20 protein-coding genes and 1 pseudogene are annotated in these 18,214 nt (G+C 65.5%); 10 read left to right on the top strand and 11 right to left on the bottom strand.

Annotated features, from left to right (window positions below; translation table 11 throughout):
• Positions 1-2 precede the first annotated feature (2 nt).
• From AB0F88_RS18160 to AB0F88_RS18130, 7 genes are all read right to left on the bottom strand, one after another.
• A complete protein-coding gene (locus AB0F88_RS18160) occupies positions 3-1,673 on the bottom strand; it encodes an FAD-dependent oxidoreductase (RefSeq protein ID WP_362684653.1) in 1,671 nt (556 codons plus the stop codon).
• Positions 1,674-1,700: 27 nt separating this feature from the next.
• The gene (locus AB0F88_RS18155; RefSeq protein WP_362684650.1) at positions 1,701-2,606 is read right to left on the bottom strand and encodes a carbohydrate ABC transporter permease; all 906 of its coding nucleotides are present in this window, start codon (positions 2,604-2,606) and stop codon (positions 1,701-1,703) included.
• Entirely contained in the window at positions 2,603-3,517 is a 915-nt protein-coding gene (locus AB0F88_RS18150) for a sugar ABC transporter permease (protein ID WP_362684647.1), read from the bottom strand. Before AB0F88_RS18150 ends, AB0F88_RS18155 begins: the two co-directional genes overlap by 4 nt.
• Before the next feature lie 12 nt (positions 3,518-3,529).
• Complete coding sequence (locus AB0F88_RS18145; protein WP_362684644.1) at positions 3,530-4,870, bottom strand: ABC transporter substrate-binding protein; 1,341 nt, start codon at positions 4,868-4,870, stop codon at positions 3,530-3,532.
• 88 nt (positions 4,871-4,958) lie between these two features.
• On the bottom strand, positions 4,959-6,017 hold the full coding sequence (locus AB0F88_RS18140; RefSeq protein WP_362684641.1) for a LacI family DNA-binding transcriptional regulator: 1,059 nt from the start codon (positions 6,015-6,017) through the stop codon (positions 4,959-4,961).
• A 274-nt stretch (positions 6,018-6,291) separates the two neighbouring features.
• Positions 6,292-7,287, bottom strand: a complete 996-nt coding sequence (locus AB0F88_RS18135) for a CPBP family intramembrane glutamic endopeptidase (protein ID WP_362684638.1) — start codon at positions 7,285-7,287, stop codon at positions 6,292-6,294.
• Positions 7,288-7,307: 20 nt separating this feature from the next.
• The gene (locus tag AB0F88_RS18130; protein WP_362684635.1) at positions 7,308-7,958 is read right to left on the bottom strand and encodes a hypothetical protein; all 651 of its coding nucleotides are present in this window, start codon (positions 7,956-7,958) and stop codon (positions 7,308-7,310) included.
• Positions 7,959-8,057: 99 nt separating this feature from the next.
• On the opposite strand from AB0F88_RS18130, the gene AB0F88_RS18125 reads away from it, so the two are divergent.
• From AB0F88_RS18125 to AB0F88_RS18105, 5 genes are all read left to right on the top strand, one after another.
• Positions 8,058-8,660: a TetR/AcrR family transcriptional regulator gene (locus tag AB0F88_RS18125; protein ID WP_362684632.1), complete on the top strand. Its 603-nt coding sequence runs from the start codon at positions 8,058-8,060 to the stop codon at positions 8,658-8,660.
• 675 nt (positions 8,661-9,335) lie between these two features.
• Positions 9,336-9,680 (top strand): helix-turn-helix domain-containing protein, encoded by a 345-nt coding sequence (locus AB0F88_RS18120; RefSeq protein ID WP_362684629.1) that lies wholly within the window; start codon positions 9,336-9,338, stop codon positions 9,678-9,680.
• A 51-nt stretch (positions 9,681-9,731) separates the two neighbouring features.
• Positions 9,732-10,376 (top strand): NAD(P)-binding domain-containing protein, encoded by a 645-nt coding sequence (locus AB0F88_RS18115; RefSeq protein WP_362684626.1) that lies wholly within the window; start codon positions 9,732-9,734, stop codon positions 10,374-10,376.
• 245 nt (positions 10,377-10,621) lie between these two features.
• Complete coding sequence (locus AB0F88_RS18110) at positions 10,622-11,749, top strand: IS5 family transposase (protein ID WP_362684623.1); 1,128 nt, start codon at positions 10,622-10,624, stop codon at positions 11,747-11,749.
• A 367-nt stretch (positions 11,750-12,116) separates the two neighbouring features.
• The gene (locus AB0F88_RS18105; RefSeq protein WP_362684620.1) at positions 12,117-12,311 is read left to right on the top strand and encodes a hypothetical protein; all 195 of its coding nucleotides are present in this window, start codon (positions 12,117-12,119) and stop codon (positions 12,309-12,311) included.
• 300 nt (positions 12,312-12,611) lie between these two features.
• On the opposite strand, the gene AB0F88_RS18100 is transcribed toward AB0F88_RS18105, so the two are convergent.
• Both AB0F88_RS18100 and AB0F88_RS18095 read right to left on the bottom strand, forming a co-directional pair.
• A complete protein-coding gene (locus AB0F88_RS18100) occupies positions 12,612-13,061 on the bottom strand; it encodes a hypothetical protein (RefSeq protein WP_362684617.1) in 450 nt (149 codons plus the stop codon).
• A 227-nt stretch (positions 13,062-13,288) separates the two neighbouring features.
• A complete protein-coding gene (locus AB0F88_RS18095) occupies positions 13,289-13,687 on the bottom strand; it encodes a DUF3995 domain-containing protein (protein ID WP_362684614.1) in 399 nt (132 codons plus the stop codon).
• 15 nt (positions 13,688-13,702) lie between these two features.
• Between AB0F88_RS18095 and AB0F88_RS18090 the strand changes: the two genes are divergently transcribed.
• Positions 13,703-14,035, top strand: coding sequence for a hypothetical protein (locus AB0F88_RS18090; protein WP_362684611.1), 333 nt, complete (start codon positions 13,703-13,705; stop codon positions 14,033-14,035).
• A 73-nt stretch (positions 14,036-14,108) separates the two neighbouring features.
• Here AB0F88_RS18090 and AB0F88_RS18085 read toward each other — a convergent pair whose 3' ends face one another.
• The gene (locus tag AB0F88_RS18085) at positions 14,109-14,588 is read right to left on the bottom strand and encodes a hypothetical protein (protein ID WP_362684608.1); all 480 of its coding nucleotides are present in this window, start codon (positions 14,586-14,588) and stop codon (positions 14,109-14,111) included.
• Between the two features lie 292 nt (positions 14,589-14,880).
• Here AB0F88_RS18085 and AB0F88_RS18080 point away from each other — a divergent pair.
• The 4 genes and pseudogenes from AB0F88_RS18080 to AB0F88_RS18065 all read left to right on the top strand — a co-directional run bounded on the left by AB0F88_RS18080 (position 14,881) and on the right by AB0F88_RS18065 (position 17,961).
• Positions 14,881-16,055 (top strand): IS3 family transposase gene (locus AB0F88_RS18080; RefSeq protein ID WP_362684605.1). Its coding sequence is split into 2 segments (ribosomal slippage): positions 14,881-15,118 and positions 15,118-16,055, totalling 1,176 coding nucleotides; the frame shifts between segments, so codons are not numbered across the junction.
• A gap of 179 nt (positions 16,056-16,234) precedes the next feature.
• Positions 16,235-16,903, top strand: a complete 669-nt coding sequence (locus tag AB0F88_RS18075; protein ID WP_362684601.1) for a Type 1 glutamine amidotransferase-like domain-containing protein — start codon at positions 16,235-16,237, stop codon at positions 16,901-16,903.
• A gap of 466 nt (positions 16,904-17,369) precedes the next feature.
• Positions 17,370-17,498 (top strand): annotated as a pseudogene (locus AB0F88_RS18070) (IS5/IS1182 family transposase); the annotation flags it as partial.
• A gap of 28 nt (positions 17,499-17,526) precedes the next feature.
• Positions 17,527-17,961: a VOC family protein gene (locus AB0F88_RS18065; RefSeq protein WP_362684598.1), complete on the top strand. Its 435-nt coding sequence runs from the start codon at positions 17,527-17,529 to the stop codon at positions 17,959-17,961.
• 5 nt (positions 17,962-17,966) lie between these two features.
• On the opposite strand, the gene AB0F88_RS18060 is transcribed toward AB0F88_RS18065, so the two are convergent.
• Positions 17,967-18,110, bottom strand: a complete 144-nt coding sequence (locus AB0F88_RS18060) for a hypothetical protein (protein WP_362684595.1) — start codon at positions 18,108-18,110, stop codon at positions 17,967-17,969.
• Between the last annotated feature and the right edge of the window lie 104 nt (positions 18,111-18,214).

Here is an 18,214-nt window from a genome sequence, read left to right as displayed (position 1 = left end):
CGCTACGCCCCCGCCGGCGCGGGAGCCGGCGCCGCGTCATCAGCCGGCATCGGGACACGGTCGAACGCGGCCCCGCCGGTGCGGATCTGCTCCGGCCAGGCCAGGGACACCCCGAGATCCTCGGAGAGCACCTGCCGCAGCCGCGTCAGCTGCCGCGGGTCCTCACGGATCCGTGCCGGGTCCAGGCCGGTCTCCACGACGCGCGCGGCCAGGGCGCCGACGGCTTCGCCGATCGACCACTCCACCGGGTGCAGCCGGTATGCGCCGTTGGTGATGTGGGTGGTGCCGATGTTCTTGTTCGCGGCGACGAAGTTGTCGGCGTCGGCCGCGATCAGCGCGCCGAGGGGGATCTGGAAGGGAAAGCAGTCGATGTCGACGTAGTTGCGCCCCGACGTGCTGGGGTGCAGGTCGATGCGGTAGTAGCCGATGCCGACGCTGTCCGCGAAGATCGCGCTTCCCGCGTCGGCACCGCGCATCCGGCGGCCGATGTGTCCCTCGGTGACGGTGAACAGGGCGCGGATGCGCCGCGATTCCCGGATGTACACCTCCTTCGCGAGACCGTCGGCCGTGCCCATGACGTCCCCGCGGGGACGCAGCTCCGGGTAGCCGAACCCGCCGTCGTGGCGAGGCGCCTCGGTCTGCATCCAGTGCACGAAGCTGAGGGTGAGAGAGCGTGCGCCCTCCAGCGCCTCCTCACGGGCCTGCGGGCTCACGCCGTGCAGCGGCAGCTCCCAGTAGTCGATCTGCGGCCAGTTGACCAGGGTGATCTCCCCGCCGGTGAAGTCCGGGTCCAGCAGCTGCCTGGAGAGGATCCGCCGGTACTGCCAGAGATCGTCCGCACGCGTGTGGATCGCCTCCTGCGGGGACTGCGCGAACAACGGGCGCACCCGCGGCCGCAGGGTGTCGGGGACCACGTCCTCCCAGGACAGCTGGGAGGCGGGCCAGCGCGGGTCGACGGTGTCGCGCCAGTACTCGTAGCGATCGGGCCGGGGGATGGTGTGCTCCTCCCCCGGGCGGTACTCCAGGGCGACGCACCAGCTGACCGCCTGCTGGTCGTGGACGTCGGCGACGTCGGGGGCGTGCAGCTCCCCGGTCTCGTCCTTCCCCTCCGCGCCGATGACCACCGGCAGTCCGGCCGGCTCGATGAGGTCGCCCTCCTCCGTCGCGTCGGCGACCAGGGTCGCGCGCACCTCGAGGCGATCGCCGTTCGGCGCGCGAAGCGTCACCGACGTGATCCGTCGCCCATCCCTGCGTACGTCGACCGCGGTGTGCTCGCGCAGCAAGGTGATCGCCCCGGATGCGATGTGCGCCGAGAGGATCTCCTCCACCGCCAGGGCCCCGACGCGTGGTTCGTGGCAGATCCGTGAGACGAAGCCCATCCCGGGATTGAGATGTTCGATCCCGGCGGCGTCCTCGGTGAGCGGGTACGCGCGCCGGTAGTGACCGCGGATCGCCTCCCGCAGCGCCCGATAGCTGGGCGAGGTCAGGGAGGTCTCGATCCACTGGTGCTCGTCAGGCGGCACAGCCTGCGTGGACAACTGTCCGCCCAGCCACGTCGAGCGTTCGGCGAGGACGACCCGGCATCCGAGCTTCGCGGCGGTGAGCGCCGCCGCGACGCCTCCGAGCCCTCCGCCGACGACGAGGAGATCTGTGGAGATGGCGGAAATGCGCAAAGGATTCCTTTCGAGAGGTCGGGCCGGTCAGCCCTTGACGCCGCCGTCGGCCAGTCCGGCCACGAACGCGCGCTGGTTGAACAGGAAGAGGACGACGACGGGGATGGTCGAGATGACCGCGCCGGCCATCAGTGGGCCGTACTGGATGTTGCCGCTGGCGAGGAATCGCGCCAGCGCCAGCTGCACGGTCTGGGAGCTCTCCGTGTTGGTCACCACCAGCGGCCAGAGGAAGTCGTCCCAGACGCCGACGAAGGAGAAGATCGCGACGACGGCGATCAGCGGCTTCGCCAGCGGCAGGTAGACGGAGCGGAAGATTCGCCACTCGCCGGCGCCGTCGATGCGTGCCGCCTCGGCGAGCTCAGGGGGTGCCGTGCTGAAGTACTGACGAGCGAGGAAGATGTTCATCGGCAGGACCAGGTACGGGAGCATGACCCCGGCAAGGGTGTCGAGGAGCCCGCTGCCGCCTTGCCCGAGGATGTCGTTGCCGCCCGCCAGCGGTATCCCGCGCGCCATCAGGAACAGCGGTATGAGAGTCACGGAGACGGGGATCGCCGTGGTGGCGACGATCCCGACGAAGACGCCGAAGCTGCCGGGGAACGGCATCAGTGCGAACGCGTAGCCGGCGAGGACCGAGAAGACGCTGTTGCATGCCACGACGGCGACGGCGACGATCGTCGAGTTGAACATGGCCCGCACGATGTTGGCGTCCGTCCACGCCGTGCCGAAGTTCTCCAGTGTGGGGTTGGCGGGAATCAGCGAGACGGAACCGAACGCCTCGTTGTTCGGCGTGAAGGCCAGGCTGATCATCCACAGGAAAGGCATGACGACCAGGAACGACAAGACGTAGAGGAAGATCATGGCCGGCACGCGCGACGTGCCCTTGATCCTCGTCGTGCGTCGTGACGTGGTCGCCATGGGTCGAGTGACGGTCACTTCTGTCTCCCAACGAGCGAGCGGACGGAGAGCGCAGAGAACCCGACGATGAACGCGAACAGCACGAACGCCATCGCCGACGCCGACCCGAGCTGGTTGTACTGGAACGCCTCGGTGTAGATCAGGTAGTTCACGGTCGTGGTCGACCCCAGAGGCCCGCCCTTGGTGAGGACATAGATCTCGGCGAATCCTTGCGCGAGGAAGACGATGTCCATCGTCACGACGTAGACGAGCATCGGCCGCAGCCCTGGGAGCGTGACGTAGCGGAAGGTGTTCCAGCGACCGGCGCCATCGACGCGGGCGGCCTCGTACAGGTTGCGGGGGATGGACTGCAAACCGGCCAGCAGGAGGACCATGTTGCTGCCGAGCGCCTTCCAGATCCGCATGGCCGAGGCGGCGTTGAGCGCTGTGTCGGCATCCAGCAGCCACTTCTGCCGGGGAAGGCCGAACGTGGCGAGGATGTCGTTGAACAGGCCGTTCGGAGAGTACATCCACAGCCAGACCAGGCTCACGACGGTCAGGGAGACGATGTGCGGAAGGTAGAGCGCGGAGCGGAAAAGGCCGACCCCGCGAAACGGCCGGTTCACCAGCAGCGCGAGAACGAGGGCGATGACGACCGTCAGCGGCAGGACCTGCAGCACATACCGCCCGGTGACCAGCAGCGCGTTGCCGAACTCGGGATTGCCGATGAGTTCGGCGTAGTTGTCGAAGCCGGTGAACTCGGGGCCGCCCCGGCGGATGGGGTTGTAGTGGGTGAAGCTGAGAACGAACCCGTAGACGACCGGGATCATCTGGAAGATCAGGATGTACAGGCCCGCGGGAAGCACGAACAGCAGACCGATGAGCTGCGTGCGGTTCCAGCGGCGGTGTCCGGGGCGGGGCGAAGTGGCGCGGGGAGTGCTGGTCGACACGATGAGAGGCTCCTACCGGTTCTGCTTGAGGACCTTGTCGACCTCGACCTTCGCCTGGTCCAGTGCATTCCGTGCGGTCGCGACGCCGTTCAGCGCCTGCTCGAGGTGCTTGTCCAGCGTGTCTCGCGCCTGCACCCAGCCCGGGACATTCGGGTTGGGCTTGAAGTTCGGCGCGTTCGCCACGAACACCTGGAGCACTGGGTTGTCCTTCACGTAGGCCGTCTTGGCCGCGGACGCGCGTACCGGAACAGCGCCGATGCCCCGGGTGTACTCGGCGCTGACGTCAGGGCTGAGCATGTACGAGATGAACGCCCACGCGAGGTCCTTCGCCTTGCTGTCAGTGTTGATCATCAGGCCGGGGCCCGATCCTCCCAGGGCGGAGCCCTCACCCTGTCCTTCGAAGGGCAGGGCGGGCATCACACGAAGGTCCAGGTCGGGGGCCGCGGCGACGATCTGGTTCGCGCCGCTGGCCGACTGGATCTCCATCGCCGCCGTGTCCAGAACGATCGGCTGCTGCGCGGCGGGCGCGTTGACGTAGTCCTCGCCGAGGTTCGCCGAGACCGCGTCGGGACCGGCGAACAGACCGGTGAAGAACTCGAGCGCCTGGATACCCTGCTCGGAGTTGAACGTGGCCTCGGTGCCCTGCTCGTTCAACTGGGATCCCCCCGCCGATCCCAGCAGTGAGGCGAACGTCTGCTGCCGGCCGATCGCCTGGCTGGGCATCAGCAGCCCGGAGCGGGTGATGGTGTCGCCGTCACGCACCGTGAGCTTCTTCGCGGCGGCGCGCACTTCCTCCCATGTCTTCGGCGGCGCGTCGGGGTCGAGCCCGGCGGCGGTGAAGTCGGCCGCGTCGTACACGATCAAGCTGCCCTGCATGGACAGCGGCATCAGGTAATGCACGCCGTCGACCTGTCCGCCCGGCAGGGCGGCGGCCATGTCCTCCCGGTCCGCCGGGTCGAGCTTGGCGAGATAGCCGTCGAGGGGCTCGATCCGGTCGTTGACCACGAAGTCGGCGATCGCGGCCGGACCGTGCCCGAACACGTCCGGGGCGGTCCCCGCGGCGAACGCGGCGTTCAGCTTCGTGGACAGGTCGCCCCAGTCGACGAAGGTGACATCGAGCTTCGCGCCTGTCTTCTCCTCGAACGCCTTGGCGATCGGTCCGGTGACGAGGTCGATCTCGGTCTGGTTGGTTCCGGGGAACCAGACGGTCAGGGTCTTCCCCTTGGACCCGTCGCCGCCCGGCGATGCGTCGTCGGCCGGCGCCGAGGCGCATCCGGCGAGCAGGAGCGCGCCGATCGTCAGCGCGGTGACGCCGGCCCGGCACCGGGCGCGCCGTGGAGCATCAGCCTTCATCGGATCTCCTTTTTCGTATGAGTAGAAAACTGTTCGGTCTTGCTGCGGGGTGCGGGGTGCGGGGTGCGGGGTGCGGGGTGCGGCCCGCTCAGGTCGAGATGGCCGGGGGGGACGTGTGCGGGCTGGCGATGGTCGCCGTCGAGGGCGGCTCGACCGGGAGCAACTCGTGGTAGGTGTTCGGGATGGTCCCGTCGAGCAGCTCCATGAGCACGGAGATGGCGCGACGACCGAGCGCGCGGCGCGGCATCCGGATCTGGCTCCAGGTGTGCGCGGGCGACACGTCGGGCACGGTGTCGAGCACCACGACCGAGAGGTCGCGGGGAATGTCGAGCCCGGCGGCCTGCGCGATGGCGGCCAGTATCGTCGCGGAGTCGTGGTTCTCGATCAACAGCGCGGTGGAGCCCTCGCGGAGGATCCCGTGGAAAACCTCGGCGTTCAGCTCGTCCGGCGCGATGAAGAGCGGGTCGCCCGACCCGAGGCCCAGACGGGCGACATGCGCACGGAAGCTCTCATGGCGCGCCTCCTGCGGGTTCCTGCGCGCGGTCTCTCCGAGATAGGCGATGCGGCGGTGGCCGGCCTCGGCGAGGGGTTCGAGGACCAGGGCGAGCGCCTGGTGGTAATCGGGAGCCACATACGGGAGCTGCGCGCTCGCGCCGTCTCGTCGCCCGATGAACACGAACGGGTACTGTTCGGAGGCGAGGCGGACCAGCTCCTCCTCGTTCTGCTCCATACCCAGCATCACCGCGCCGTCGGCCAGACGAAGCCGGTTGGCCCCGTTGGCGTAGATCCTGCGGATCCCGTCGTCGCCCTGCGTGGACGCGAACAGCACGAGGTCGACCTTGAGCTCGACGGCCTGTTCTTCGATCCCCACCAGGAACGGGTTGTAGTAGTCGTCGGAGGTCACGGGGAACACCGGCTCGAAGGTGTGGACCCCGATCAGACCGTTGCGCCCCCCGCGCAGCGAGGTGGCCGCGACGTTCGGGACGTACTGGAGCTCCTTGACGGCCGCGTGGACGCGATCCTGCGTCGCCTGCGGGATGGACTCCGCCGCCGCGCGACCATTGAGCACGAGCGAGACCGTGGACTGAGTGACGCCGGCGAGCCGTGCGATGTCGCTCTGCCTGGGAGCTCGCGTCCTCTTGGCCATCACTGTCTCTCAGTCCCGAGGTCATCTCATTGAGCCCGCGCCAACCTCACCGGCTCCCCACCTCATTTGATATCAGCTACTCATACGAATTAGCAACCTTGTGAGGAGCCGCTGTCCAGGCGAGGTGGCCGGCAACCGTCGTCGGCTCCGCAGGCTCTCGATGAGCCGCCTGATGGCCCCAGAAAAGGCTGGGCGCAGAAATCGTGATCTTCGTACCGGTTCGGTGATGGCATCTGTTTGCCCTGCTTAACCGGGCATACGTTCCTGGCCCAGCTCAAACTCGGCTGCGCCCTGATCTGCCGGCGCCGCCTCCACCACTCAACGAGTCAAAAGTAAGTGCTGGTCCTGACTTTCGGGTGCACCACCAGACGATGGCGGTTATGACGATGACGGTGAGAGCGGGCACGAGCTGGTACGGCGAGCCGACTCCGGCTGAGCGGTCTTGCAATGAACTACCGAGGTCTACCCGCAGGGATGTGGCCAGGATCAAGGTAAAGGTATTGAGTACGGCGTGGAGCATGACCGCGATCTCAAGCCCGCCTGTGCGCCAGGTGATGATGGCCAGTCCGGTCCAGAGCACGAAGTACCAGACGATGATGTACGGATCCGTTGCGCCGTGGATGGCCGTGAACAGCACGCTCGAGACCAGCACCCCGGCGACCAACCCCGCCCTTGGGTTGCGGGTCCAGCTTCCGATGACGCGGAAGATCAGACCACGCACGCCGTATTCCTCGCCCGCCGCCTGTAGCGGGGTGAGGAGCATCGTGGCGATGAAGATGGCGATGAGGTCGGTCTGCGACCAAGGGGACTCCTCAACGGGCGTGAGAGCTCCGAGGACGTTGACGATCAGCCAGGCGGGACCGAAGACGAGGAGCGATCTGCCGAGCAGGCCGAAGCGGAACCGCGATGTCACGGAGTGCAGAGATGCACCGGGCACGCCGTAGAGCCACCGCTGGATGAGCATGCTCCACGGAATGAGCAGGCCGAGGGAGATCATCGAACTGGCATGGGAAAGCGGCGTGTAGTCAGTGCCACCCAGGATCGGCGGGGTTTTGCCCATCTGTACGTCGATGAGCGCAGCCGCCCTGCCGATGACCGTCGGGAAGATGACCAAGCCCGCCAGCAGGAGGATGATTGCGAAAATGCCGCGACCGATCCGGCGTTTGTCGCCGGCGAGTACCCGGTGGTACTCCACTCCAGCTGGAATTGACGGCCCATCGCGGGGCTCGCCTGGAGTGAGCAGCCAGTTCGGCTTGGTCATGGTGGTCATGGCTTTTCCTTATGAGTGTGCTATTTCCCGGCTTCGTCGAGCAGGCTGTAACGCAGGCGAAGTGCCCGCTCAGTGCTTCCCAAAATGGCCCCGACAGCGAGGGCGAAGTTAAGCCAAATCGATAGGTGGACGGGCGATTCGAAACGTCCGATGCTTTCGGCGATCGGGGGGATCCGCGAAACCGGTTCGGCGAGCTGCAGCAGGTTCAGGCCGACGCCGATGAGGAGCATCAGCACCGAGAGAAAACCGACCGAGCGGCTCAGCGCCGGGTGGTCGCGTTCGACGCGGGCACGGCGCCCTTCGGCGGACTTCGGATCAGGGATGAGCTGGTGCTCCGCGCCGTCGGTGGTGACGTAGTGGCAGCGCTTGATCCCGAATGCACTGATCGCCACCTCGATGGTGCCGCCCTCGACGGGAAAGGCTGCCGGGAGTTTGGACTCGGCGTGGTGTCTGCCGTCGAGGTACAGGTGCGCTCTCACCTTGCCGCTGCCCGTATCAACCCGGTACGGGAGGTCGACGGCATATACCGTCTGCCGGCCATCCCAGTGGGGCAACGGCAGGTAGAACAGTGCGCGGAAGGGCAACTGCCACCAGCGGAGAGGTTTCAACGTCCGCCCGTCTCCGCCTTGGATGCGTTTGGCTGCCCGCCGTTGCCGCCAGTCCTCGATCACGTTTCCTCACTCGTCCTTGACCGCCGCCATTTCACTAACACACCGTGCTAGTGGCAAAGCTAGCACAGTGTGCTAGTACGATGTGACAGGAGGTGGCAGGTGACACAGCGGGACAAGAACACCGGCTCGCGCGAACGGATTCTCGCGGCTGCGGCGGCGATGTTCGCAGAGGATGTAGGGGCGAGGCTGAGCGTGCGTGCGGTTGCGGCACGCGCCGGGGTGAGCACGGGCTCGCTCAGGTTTCACTTTCCGACCCAGCTCGCGCTACAGGAGGCCGTGCTCGCCAGGATCTACGGCCACTTGTTCCCTGACGACCCGATCCACGACCGATCGCTACCGGCCCGAGATCGACTGGTCAACTGTCTCCGGCAAGTGCTCGCCCCCGCCGGCGTCGGGAAGCAGGCACGTGAGGCGTGGACCAAGGCGTACCAGACGTATATCGCGTCCGACCCGACCGAGGAGGTGCGCGCGGCGTATCTCGCCTTGGAGCGGGAAGGTGGGCGCCGTATCAAGCACTGGCTGACGGTTCTCGCTGACGAAGGGGTGGCGCCCAAGGAAGACCACGCACGCCGGGTGAGATTCCTGCTCACCGTCCTCGACGGACTCTCGATCGAACGAGCCCTGCCTGCCGAGGATTCGATCCTGAGATCCGAGACCGAAACCCTCTATACGGCCGTTGACTGCGTCCTCAGAGGGACATAGGTGCCGGGTGACAGGCGCCGGTAACCGAACAGCCAGGAGATAGTTCGCTCGATCACCCATCGATGCGATCGGCCGCAACCTGACCACTGCGATCCAGTTGATCGTGAGAGTCCCGTGTTGGAGGGATTGCCTCGCACGCGTCTCCGGCGGCCTGGAGGCGATGCGATCGGTGGTCTCAGAGCCTGCTGACAAAGGATTTGGTCGCTGAGGCCGGGACCAGGGATGCCTGTTGCCCGTAATTCCCGATGAACACACCGCGTCGCTCGTCGCGAGCAGGACGGGGACCGAAACCCTCTTATCGGTAACGACAGCGTCGTGAACACGAGTCTTGAAATATGCCGGGCGACTGCCTCCGCCGTGTGCCGACCATGCGCTGGGCGTAGATCCCCAATTTCGTGGCTACGCACCCCGTCGAACAAGCGACCGAAGTTGATCCTGGCACTGGGACATGATCGCGGCTCACAATATTCGATACCCGGCATGAGCGGATATGTTTGGCCAGGTTCGGGGCGGTGAGCTGGGAGTTTCCAGTCGCCGAACGCCCCGGAATCCACACCGGAACGCGCTTAGGGTGCCTCGGGTATACGGCACTTGGTTACAGGGGGAATCCTGTTGGCATGAGCTACACGCCCCCGAACGTTGGCGCGCTGTACAGGACACGGAGATCGGCACTGTATGAGTGAGCACGATGTGTTCCTCGCCGACTGCCCCGCCCGTACCACGCTGGACCTGGTGGCTGACACCTGGTCCGTCGTCGTGGTGTTCGGGCTGGGAGGCGGTCCGCAGCGTTATAGCGATCTTCGCGACCGAATCGGCGGAATCAGCAAGAAGATGCTGACCCAGACACTGCGCAAGCTCGAACGCAATGACCTCGTGGAGCGGCGAGTCCTGGCCACCGCGCCTGCAGGCGTGGAGTACCGGCTGACCCCGCTCGGGCAGAGCCTGCTCGGGCCGGTTTCGGTGCTCGCCCGGTGGGCCGAAGAGCACGCCGAGGAACTTGCCGGCGATGACAGCGCCTGACACCGTGCAGGGAACCACATGGTGCCCCACGTCCACCTAGCGTTGCCAGGCATGAGAATTGGTGTTGTTGGTGCTGGGGTGATGGCCGACGCGCTCGGTACCCGGTGGGCGGCCGCCGGACACGAGTTGATGGTCGCCGGCCGGACAGCGGGCAAGGCGCAGGCGCTGGCTCGCAAGTGGGGCGGCCGCGCAGGCAGTATCCGAGAGGTGGCCGAGTTCGGCGACATCGCCCTGATCGCGGTCCTCTACCAAGGGATGCCGGCCACGCTGGCCGAGATAGGCGACGCGCTGCGCGGCAAGCCGATCGTCGACTGCACCAACCCGGTCGAGATCGAGAGGTTCACACTGGTCACAAAACCCGGCCGGTCGATGGCGCAGGACATCGAGCGGACAACCGGCGGTCACGTCGTCAAAGCATTCAACCTCTGCCATGCGCGCGTATGGCAGATGGAACCTCCACTGTTCGACAGCCGCCGTCTGGTCGTTCCGTACTGCGGTGACCACTCGGCCGCACGAGACATGACGCGGCAATTGATCGTCGACATCGGCGGTGAGCCCCTGCCGATCGGCGACCTGCAGCACGCTCTCCACCTCGAAGCGATGGCCGCGATCGTGATCTCGCTGCTGTTCGGCGGACGTGATCCTCACACGGTCTTCAATCTCGTCGACCGCACCCCCGTCACCACGAACGTGTAGCCGAATCTGCCGAAGGTACCGTCACGGTGAACAGCACCGCGTCATCGCGAACGTGGACGCCGGTTTTCAGCTCGTTCATATCCGATTTCCTCTGCTCGCGACGAGCGACGCAGTGTGTTCGTCGGGAGTGGCGCCCAACAGGATGCCCTGTTCGAGGGCGTCTTCGAGTGACGCGCCTGCGGACAGGAGTGGGCTCCTGGTAGCTGAGGTGTTGTCCAAGCAGCTCAGCGGCCAGGAGCCCGTGGTTGTCTATCTACACGCCTGCGGCCGTGAACGCCATCGGTTGCGCCTCACCGGGGTGCGGATGTCGCGCCCGGAAACCGGCATATCCGTCGGATCTGACCAATGCCGAATGGGAGGTCCTGGAGGGCGAGGTTCGGGCGATGATGACCGAACTGGTCGTCACCACGGGCAGGCCGATGGTGCATGATCTGCGAGCGGCGCTGGACGCGATCACCTATGTGACCCGGTACGGGATCGAGTGGCGGGCCCTGCCGGTCGACTTTCCACCGCGTGAGGCGGTGTACGCGTTCTTCCTGCGCTGGTCTGGGCGTGGCCTGCCTCAACGGCTGGCCGGGCGGCTACGCGGTCGTCTGCGGGTCCGGGCCGGGCGCGGTGAGCTTCCGACAGCCGGGTGCGTCGACTCCCAGGCGGTCAGGGCAGCCGAGACCGTCGGGGCGGTGGCCTGCGGTTACGACGCAGGTAAGAAACTGAAGGGACAGAAGCGACATGTCGTGGTCGACACGCTCGGGCTGCTGTTGTGCGTGATCGTCACCGCCGCGTCGGTTCAAGACCGTGACGGCGCGCATCCGGTGCTGGCACTGCTGCGGGAGAAGTTCTCCACCGTCAGCTTGATCTGGGCCGACGGTGGCTACGCCGGACGGCTGGTGATCTGGGCCAAGCAGGTTCTCGGTCTGGCTGTCACGATCGTCAAGCGCACTGACGACATCGGTGGCTTCGTCGTCCTGCCTCGCAGGTGGGTGGTGGAACGAACGTTCGCCTGGCTGGCTCGCTACCGCCGCCTGGTGCGGATCTATGAACGTAAGCCCGAACACCACGAAGCCATGATCTGGTGGGCCACGGTGCATCTTATGACCCGCCGTCTGACGCGCGAACTGGCAGGCCAGCCGCCCTCGAGCCACTGGAGCGACCCGCCGCCGCTTCCGAACTTGTCCAGCCCCGACCGGCGCGGCAAGGTCCTGGAACTCCTGACCGCTCAACCCTGGCGGGCTTGGAGAGGGAGCGAACTGGCCGCCATCCTCGGTATCGAGAACGTCAACAGCTTTCGCGTCCAGCTGTCTCAATGGTCCCACCAGGGCTACATCAACAAGATCGGACCGGCCCTCTATAGTCCCATGCCCACGAGCGCTTAAGCCTTTGTCAGCAGGCTCTCAGAACTGGAACGGGAGTACGCCGACAACGGTATCGATCTTGACGTGTGCCGTACCTCGCTGGCCGGGCTGCTCGCGCTGGATCTTCCGCCGATTGAGGACGTGCTGGCCCGCCTCCTGGAGATGGTGATGCTGCCCGGCTTTGTCCTGCTCACCGAATAGAGAGATGTCTACGAACCGATCAGTAGATGAGCCGCTGGGCTTCCCATAGTCGGAGATTGCCACGGTCTACCGCAAGCAGCTCCGCCCGATGCTCCTGGAAGGAGCCGAAGCTATGGATCGGATCTTCCCGGACTGATCACGGCATGCGATCATCGTCCAGCTTGGTCCGCCCCACGAAGGATGATCAGTGAAACCTCAGAGTCGTCCCCACATGCTTCCGCTGACCCTCGGGTGGGCGATTCTCATTCTCGGCGGATGCGGAGCGGTCGCCACCGGCGCCGACAACGACGCCGTCCCCTTCTTGATCGCCAATTCCGCTGTCGGGCTGGCCTGCATCCTGACCGCCGCCGTGATGGCGATCTCAGGACGCGACTCCCAGTAGCGGGGCTAGTCACTCAGTTGGTCACCCGGCAAAGCAAAAGGCCGTTCCCGATTGCTCGGAAACGGCCTCTGACCTGGTGGGGTGTTCACAAGTAGAGCTGGCCTGGGGCGCGAGGGGGGTTACGAAGATCGCTTCCCGCTGAGAGTGCCTAACAGAATGAGCTCGGCTGCGCTTTGATCTGTTGCTGTGGACGACTGCATGGTCTCGCCGTATCGACGCGCTCAGGGTGAGGACGTGGTCGTCCCTCTCGCAGAGGCAGAGGTCTCCATTGAGGCCGGACTCTTTCGGTGACCACCTCGGTCAGACGAACATCCAGCAGTAGAGCAGTTGGTCGCATTCCTTCGCGCGGCGGGCCAGCCCGACAAGGTCCTTGACCAGGGAGAGCATGTATTCCCTGTCGTCGTCCGAGGAGTGGAAAGAGAACTCCTCGATCTTCGTCCAGCGTTCCGCCACCGCAGGCAGGGATGAGTCGTCCGCGCCGGCGAGGATGTCGCGCGCGTTCACCGGCAACTCGTAGATGGCCGCCCCACCCAGGTAGGGGGAGTCCTCAGGCAGGGCATCCCACTCCTCGTCGGTCTGCGGGGCCGGATCGGGATACGAGGGGTACAGGGGCACCGCATCGACCAGGTCGAAGGAGAAGTCGACATCGCCGATGAACGCCACGAGCTGGCCCAGGATCACCTGAGGGTCGATTCCTTTGGTCTCCACGGCGTCGAACCCGGCGACTCCGTACTCAGGATCGTCGATCACGCGGGAACGGTCCGGTTGGACCATCGCCGCCGCACGATCCGCAGCCCGGTAGTACTCACAAAAGACGCTCACGCGAGCGATCCTGGCCCGGCGCGCACGACAGGGCAATACTCGGACATACCTGCCCGGCGACCACTGTCGGATATGACCGACGCCTTACGAGTTAGTGCGCGATAGCGGAGATCGGTCGTAGGGACCGAGTTGGACTGTGGGCGATCCCGGACGGGTTATCCGATTCCTGCTATTAGGGCCGCGGCGGACAGGGCCAGTGCGCCGAGTCCGCCGATCATGCCCGTGATCGTGGCACCCCGGCGGTCGGCCATCGTGCTCAAGTGAGTACGTGCGGCCAAGATGAAGGTGACCCCGCCGCCCACGAACCACGGTCCCCACAGGTAGGTGTACCAGCGGCTGACCGGTAGCAGCTCCGGAGCGAGCTCGATGATGTGCGCCTGGACGAGCAGTCCCTGCCCGACGAACAGTGCTCCATGCCAGACGAGCAGTACCCCCGCGCCCCATGCCATCAGCTGCAGGAGGCAATCCATGCCGCGCCCCCAGGCGCGGCGGCGCACCAGAGCCAGGCCCAGCAGCCCGCCGACGACCTTGAGCATGCCGGTCACCCACAACACCGCAAGGAAGTGACCATGCTGCGCACCGAAGGCATCGAGGACCTGCTCCGGTTCCATCCCGACGTCAAGACCAAGGTCGACTCCGGCTACCAAGGCCTCGCCCGCGACTTCCCCACCCAGGTCACCACTCCGCCGAAGAAGCCCGGCAAGGACACCACACCAGCCGAGGTAACCCCCGGGGAGGCGCAACGCCACCGACAGTCCTCACAGCGCATCTGCGTCGAACACGCCATCGCCGAACCCAAGCAATGGCGATCCATGCAGCGCTGGATCGGACGCCGCGAGCATTTCGCACCCATCGCCCGCGCCATCGCCGGGCTGGTCTCCGACCGCTGCGCCATGCGGTAGGGGCACCGACAGGACCGTCCAGGCCAGCATGCCTCGACCTCAATCGCGCACAGAGTCGTTAGAGCTCACAGGCTCACGGCCGGACGCTCATGTACGCCATGTTGTCCATCGGCAGCCCTGTCGCCGCGACCTGCTCGCGCAGGTCGCTGCTCATGTGCGCCCCTTTGAACTGCTCCACCGTAACGAGGACGGAAGGCCATCTGGCCGACTCCACCCAGATTTCAGGCGGCTCCCTGCGCGATACGGACCAGCCACTCTGGTTCAGCCGTCGCTCGGCCGCGGCGAGTATGTCGTTCTTCACGTCGCCGTCGAAGTAGATCACGAGGTCGTTCATTTCGACGTACGCGTTCTCCCACTCATGGACCATGACCGCCTCTTCGCCGACAACCCGGCCGACGGTTCGTAACTCCGGGAGCACGTCCGGGTCTACGCGCCGCACGTCGGGCCCGAAGAAGAAGTACAGCGTGGCCCATCCCAGGCCAACCGCCAAGAGGACAGCACCTAGTGGACCCACGAGGCTCTTCAGGCAGTTGTTCATGCGCGACAACGCCATGCTTCCCGCACCTCCTCGACCGAACGATCATGTTGTCGGACAACGTGCCCGACAATCAAGGACCAGCGAGTTCGATCACCCGTCCGTAGGGTTGCGTCCGGAGCCGAAGGCTTCGCAGCGACAATGTTGCAGACCTGTCTTCATCGGCGCCTCCCAGCCCTCTACGGTTACGTTTTTGCGATCACTGTGCGACTCCTTATGGTCGGGGTGTTCACGAACGCGGTTTGAGGTGCCCTGCAGATTCCTGACAGTCAGCTACATAAGCTGACAGAAGTCTGGAAGAGGTAGGTACGTGACGAGGCGTCGTAGGCAGTTCTCGCCGGAGTTCAAAGAAGAAGCCGTCCGCATGGTGCTGGAGGGCGAGCGGACGGTCGCGTCGGTGGCGCGGGAGTTCGACATCAACGCCAGCACGCTGGGCAGCTGGGTGAACCGGCATCGGATCGTGAGCACCCAGGACGAGCAGCGGCTGGTTTCCGGGCCGGAGCGGGCGCGGATCCGGGAGCTGGAGCGGGAGAATGCGGAGCTGCGTGAGAAGCTGACGTTCTTGAAAAAAGCAGCCGCCTTCTTCGCGGCCGAGAGTCGATGACGCTCGCCAAGTACGAGCTGATCGACGCGGAGAAGGCATGCCACTCCATCGCCCGGATGTGCGCCTGGCTGGGAGTGTCTCGTTCGGGCTACTACGAATGGCGTGAGCGGTCGGCCTCGGCCACCGCGCAACGCCGGAGGTTGCTGGCAGCCCTGGTCGCCGAGATCTTCACCGACTTGCACGAGACCTACGGCTACCGGCGCGTCCACGCGGCCCTGCGCCGCCGCGGCGAGTACTGCTCAGCCGAACTGGTCCGCGCGTTAATGCGCGAGCAGGGCCTGGCCCCGGCCCAGGTACGGGCGTTTCGGCCGAGGACCACCGTGCACGGCGACTTTCGCGGCATCCCCGACCTGGTCTCCCGCGACTTCACCGCCACCCGGCCGGGGATCAAACTGGTCGGCGACATCACCTATATCCGCACCTGGGAGGGCTTCCTCTACCTGGCCACCGTGATCGACTGCCACAGCAAAGCGGTCCTTGGCTGGGCAATGGCCGACCACTACCGCACCGACCTGATCAAGGCCGCGATCCAGATGGCCGTCGGCACCGGCCTGCTCCAGCCCGGCGCGGTGTTCCACGCCGACCGCGGCTCGAACTACACCAGCGACGAGTTCGGCCGTTTCCTGGCCGGGCTGGACATCCGCCGCTCGGTCGGCCGCACCGGGGCCTGCTACGACAACGCGATGGCCGAGTCGTTCTTCAGCGCGCTCAAGAACGAATGGCTGCACCGCTTCGTCTTCACCACCCGAGCCAAGGCAAAACGACAAGCCATCCGCTACATCGAAGGGTTCTACAACCACCGACGCCTGCACTCCGCGCTCGGCTACCGGCCACCCCTGGAAGTACTCAACGAGGCCCTTTCAACCCAAACAGCCGCATAGGCTACGCCCATAAGACGGCTGTCCGGAATCACCGTGGCCCCTCACCATGGCTACGAGAAGCCGCGTTTCCCGCGCCCGGCACGAATTTGTCGGTCTTGTACGCCATGATCAGCGCTCGTATGCACCGATCTCCCGACTCTCGACGAGAGCGTCATGACCGCTCCGTACAGGAGGCAAGCGTGAAGCTCCTTCTCACTTCCGGCGGCGTCAAGAACCCGAGCATCCACAGCGCGCTGGTCGACTTACTGGGCAAACCGATCGCCGACTCCAACGCCCTCTGTATCCCCACCGCCAGCTACGGGCACCCCCAGGGCAATCCCGGTGGGGCATGGCGTTTCATCAGCGGCCAGTCCTCCACCCCCATGTGCGAGTTGGGTTGGAAGTCCCTGGGAGTGCTGGAGCTCACCGCGCTGCCCAGCATCGACGAAGAACGCTGGGTCTCCTGGGTCCGAGAGACAGACGTCCTGCTGGTGAACGGCGGCGACGCCCTGTACCTGTGCCACTGGATGCGGCAGTCAGGACTGGCGGATCTCCTGCCGTCGCTGCACGAGAGGGTCTGGGTGGGACTGAGCGCCGGAAGCATGGTGATGACCCCCCGTATCGGAGAGCACTTCGTCGGTTGGCAGCCGCCTGCCGGGAGCGACAGCACACTGGGCATCGTCGACTTCTCGATCTTCCCGCACCTGGATCACGAGCTCCTGCCGGAGAACAGCATGGCCGACGCGGAAAGATGGGCGGCCGGAATCCCAGGTCCGGCGTACGCGATCGACGACGAGACCGCCATCAGAGTGACCGAGGGCACCGTCGACGTCGTGTCCGAGGGCCACTGGAGACTGTTCTCCTCCTGACACCAACAGGGCTCGCACGGTGATCACCGACTTTTCGCCGATCCCGGTCCGCAAAGGCCCTTCGGAGGCCGTACGCTCCCGGAGGACAAAGCGACCTCACAACCTTTGAACAGCGAAAAGGCCCGGCTCCATGATCTGGAATCGGGCCTTTCGCCTTGTGGAGATGAGGGGATTCGAACACATGTACCGATCGTGTTCTCGCCCTCGCGACCTGCGCCCGACCGTCCGTCAACGTCCATCTACGTCTGTGATCGACCTTTACGGTTGTCACGCAGTTGGTCACTCAGAACCCAGCAAGAAGCGCCTCTTATGCTGCCCTTCGGCCTTGTCGGGGACAGCGGGGACAGCCTGTCCCCGGCAGTGTCCCCGATTCTTCATGGCGTTCTCCCTGGTCAACCCCCTTTGGGGGACAGCGGGGACAGCGGGGACACGGGGGACAGCTCCAGGCGTAGTTGCCAGACCTCCGGCTCACGGCGAACGCGCGAATGCCGTCCTGAAGAACTGGCGGATCCTGCGCAAACTCCGCTGCTGCCCGCTACGTGCAGGTCAACTCGTCAAAGCAATCTTCGTCCTGCAAGCTCGCAAGGTGCGGTGAAATACCTTCAGTATGGAAAGCTTCTCCCATGGCATCCGTTAAGCAGTTTCAAGTCACTTTCGACTGTGGGGAACCTGAACGCGTCGCTCGTTTCTGGTGCGAAGTGTTGGGGTATGTCGCACCGCCGGTACCTAAGGGATTTGCTACCTGGGACGACTTCAACCGCACGCTGCCGCCTGAGGATCAGGGTTCATGGGCCGCATGCGTTGATCCCTCAGGGGTGGGTCCGCGGTTGTTCTTCCAGCGCGTTCCCGAAGGCAAGGTCGTCAAGAATCGGCTGCACCTTTGTGTGCGGGTCGGCAGCGGGCTCGTGGGTGCGGAGCGTCTGGCGGCCCTTGAGGCCGAATGCGCGCGGCTGATCCCGCTCGGCGCGGTCCGCGTAGAGCTCCTGCTTGCCGATGGGGTAAACGAGTCGACCCTCGTGATGCAGGACATTGAGGGCAACGAGTTCTGTCTGGACTGAGAGGTCTAAGCCAGGCCGCGCCGTACCCAAACATTGGGTTCGACATAAACCGCGTGGTTCTGGTCGATGTCGACGTGGACGGCGGCGAGCGCTTCCGGGACATCCTGAAGGCCCGGGGCGTCGAAGGGAGGCCGGTCCATTTGCGCCATTCGTCCAGAGTCCCGGCGATGGTCATGGAACGTGGGCATACCTCGACGATCTCGCCGCCTGCGCGTCCTTTCCTGCGCTTCGCGTCAAGAGCGGCTGAGAACAC

The organism is Streptosporangium sp. NPDC023963 (assembly GCF_040639135.1).
GTDB lineage: Bacteria > Actinomycetota > Actinomycetes > Streptosporangiales > Streptosporangiaceae > Streptosporangium.
The sequence above is the reverse complement of the archived record's forward strand: the minus strand, read 5'-3'. Positions and strand labels throughout refer to the sequence as shown.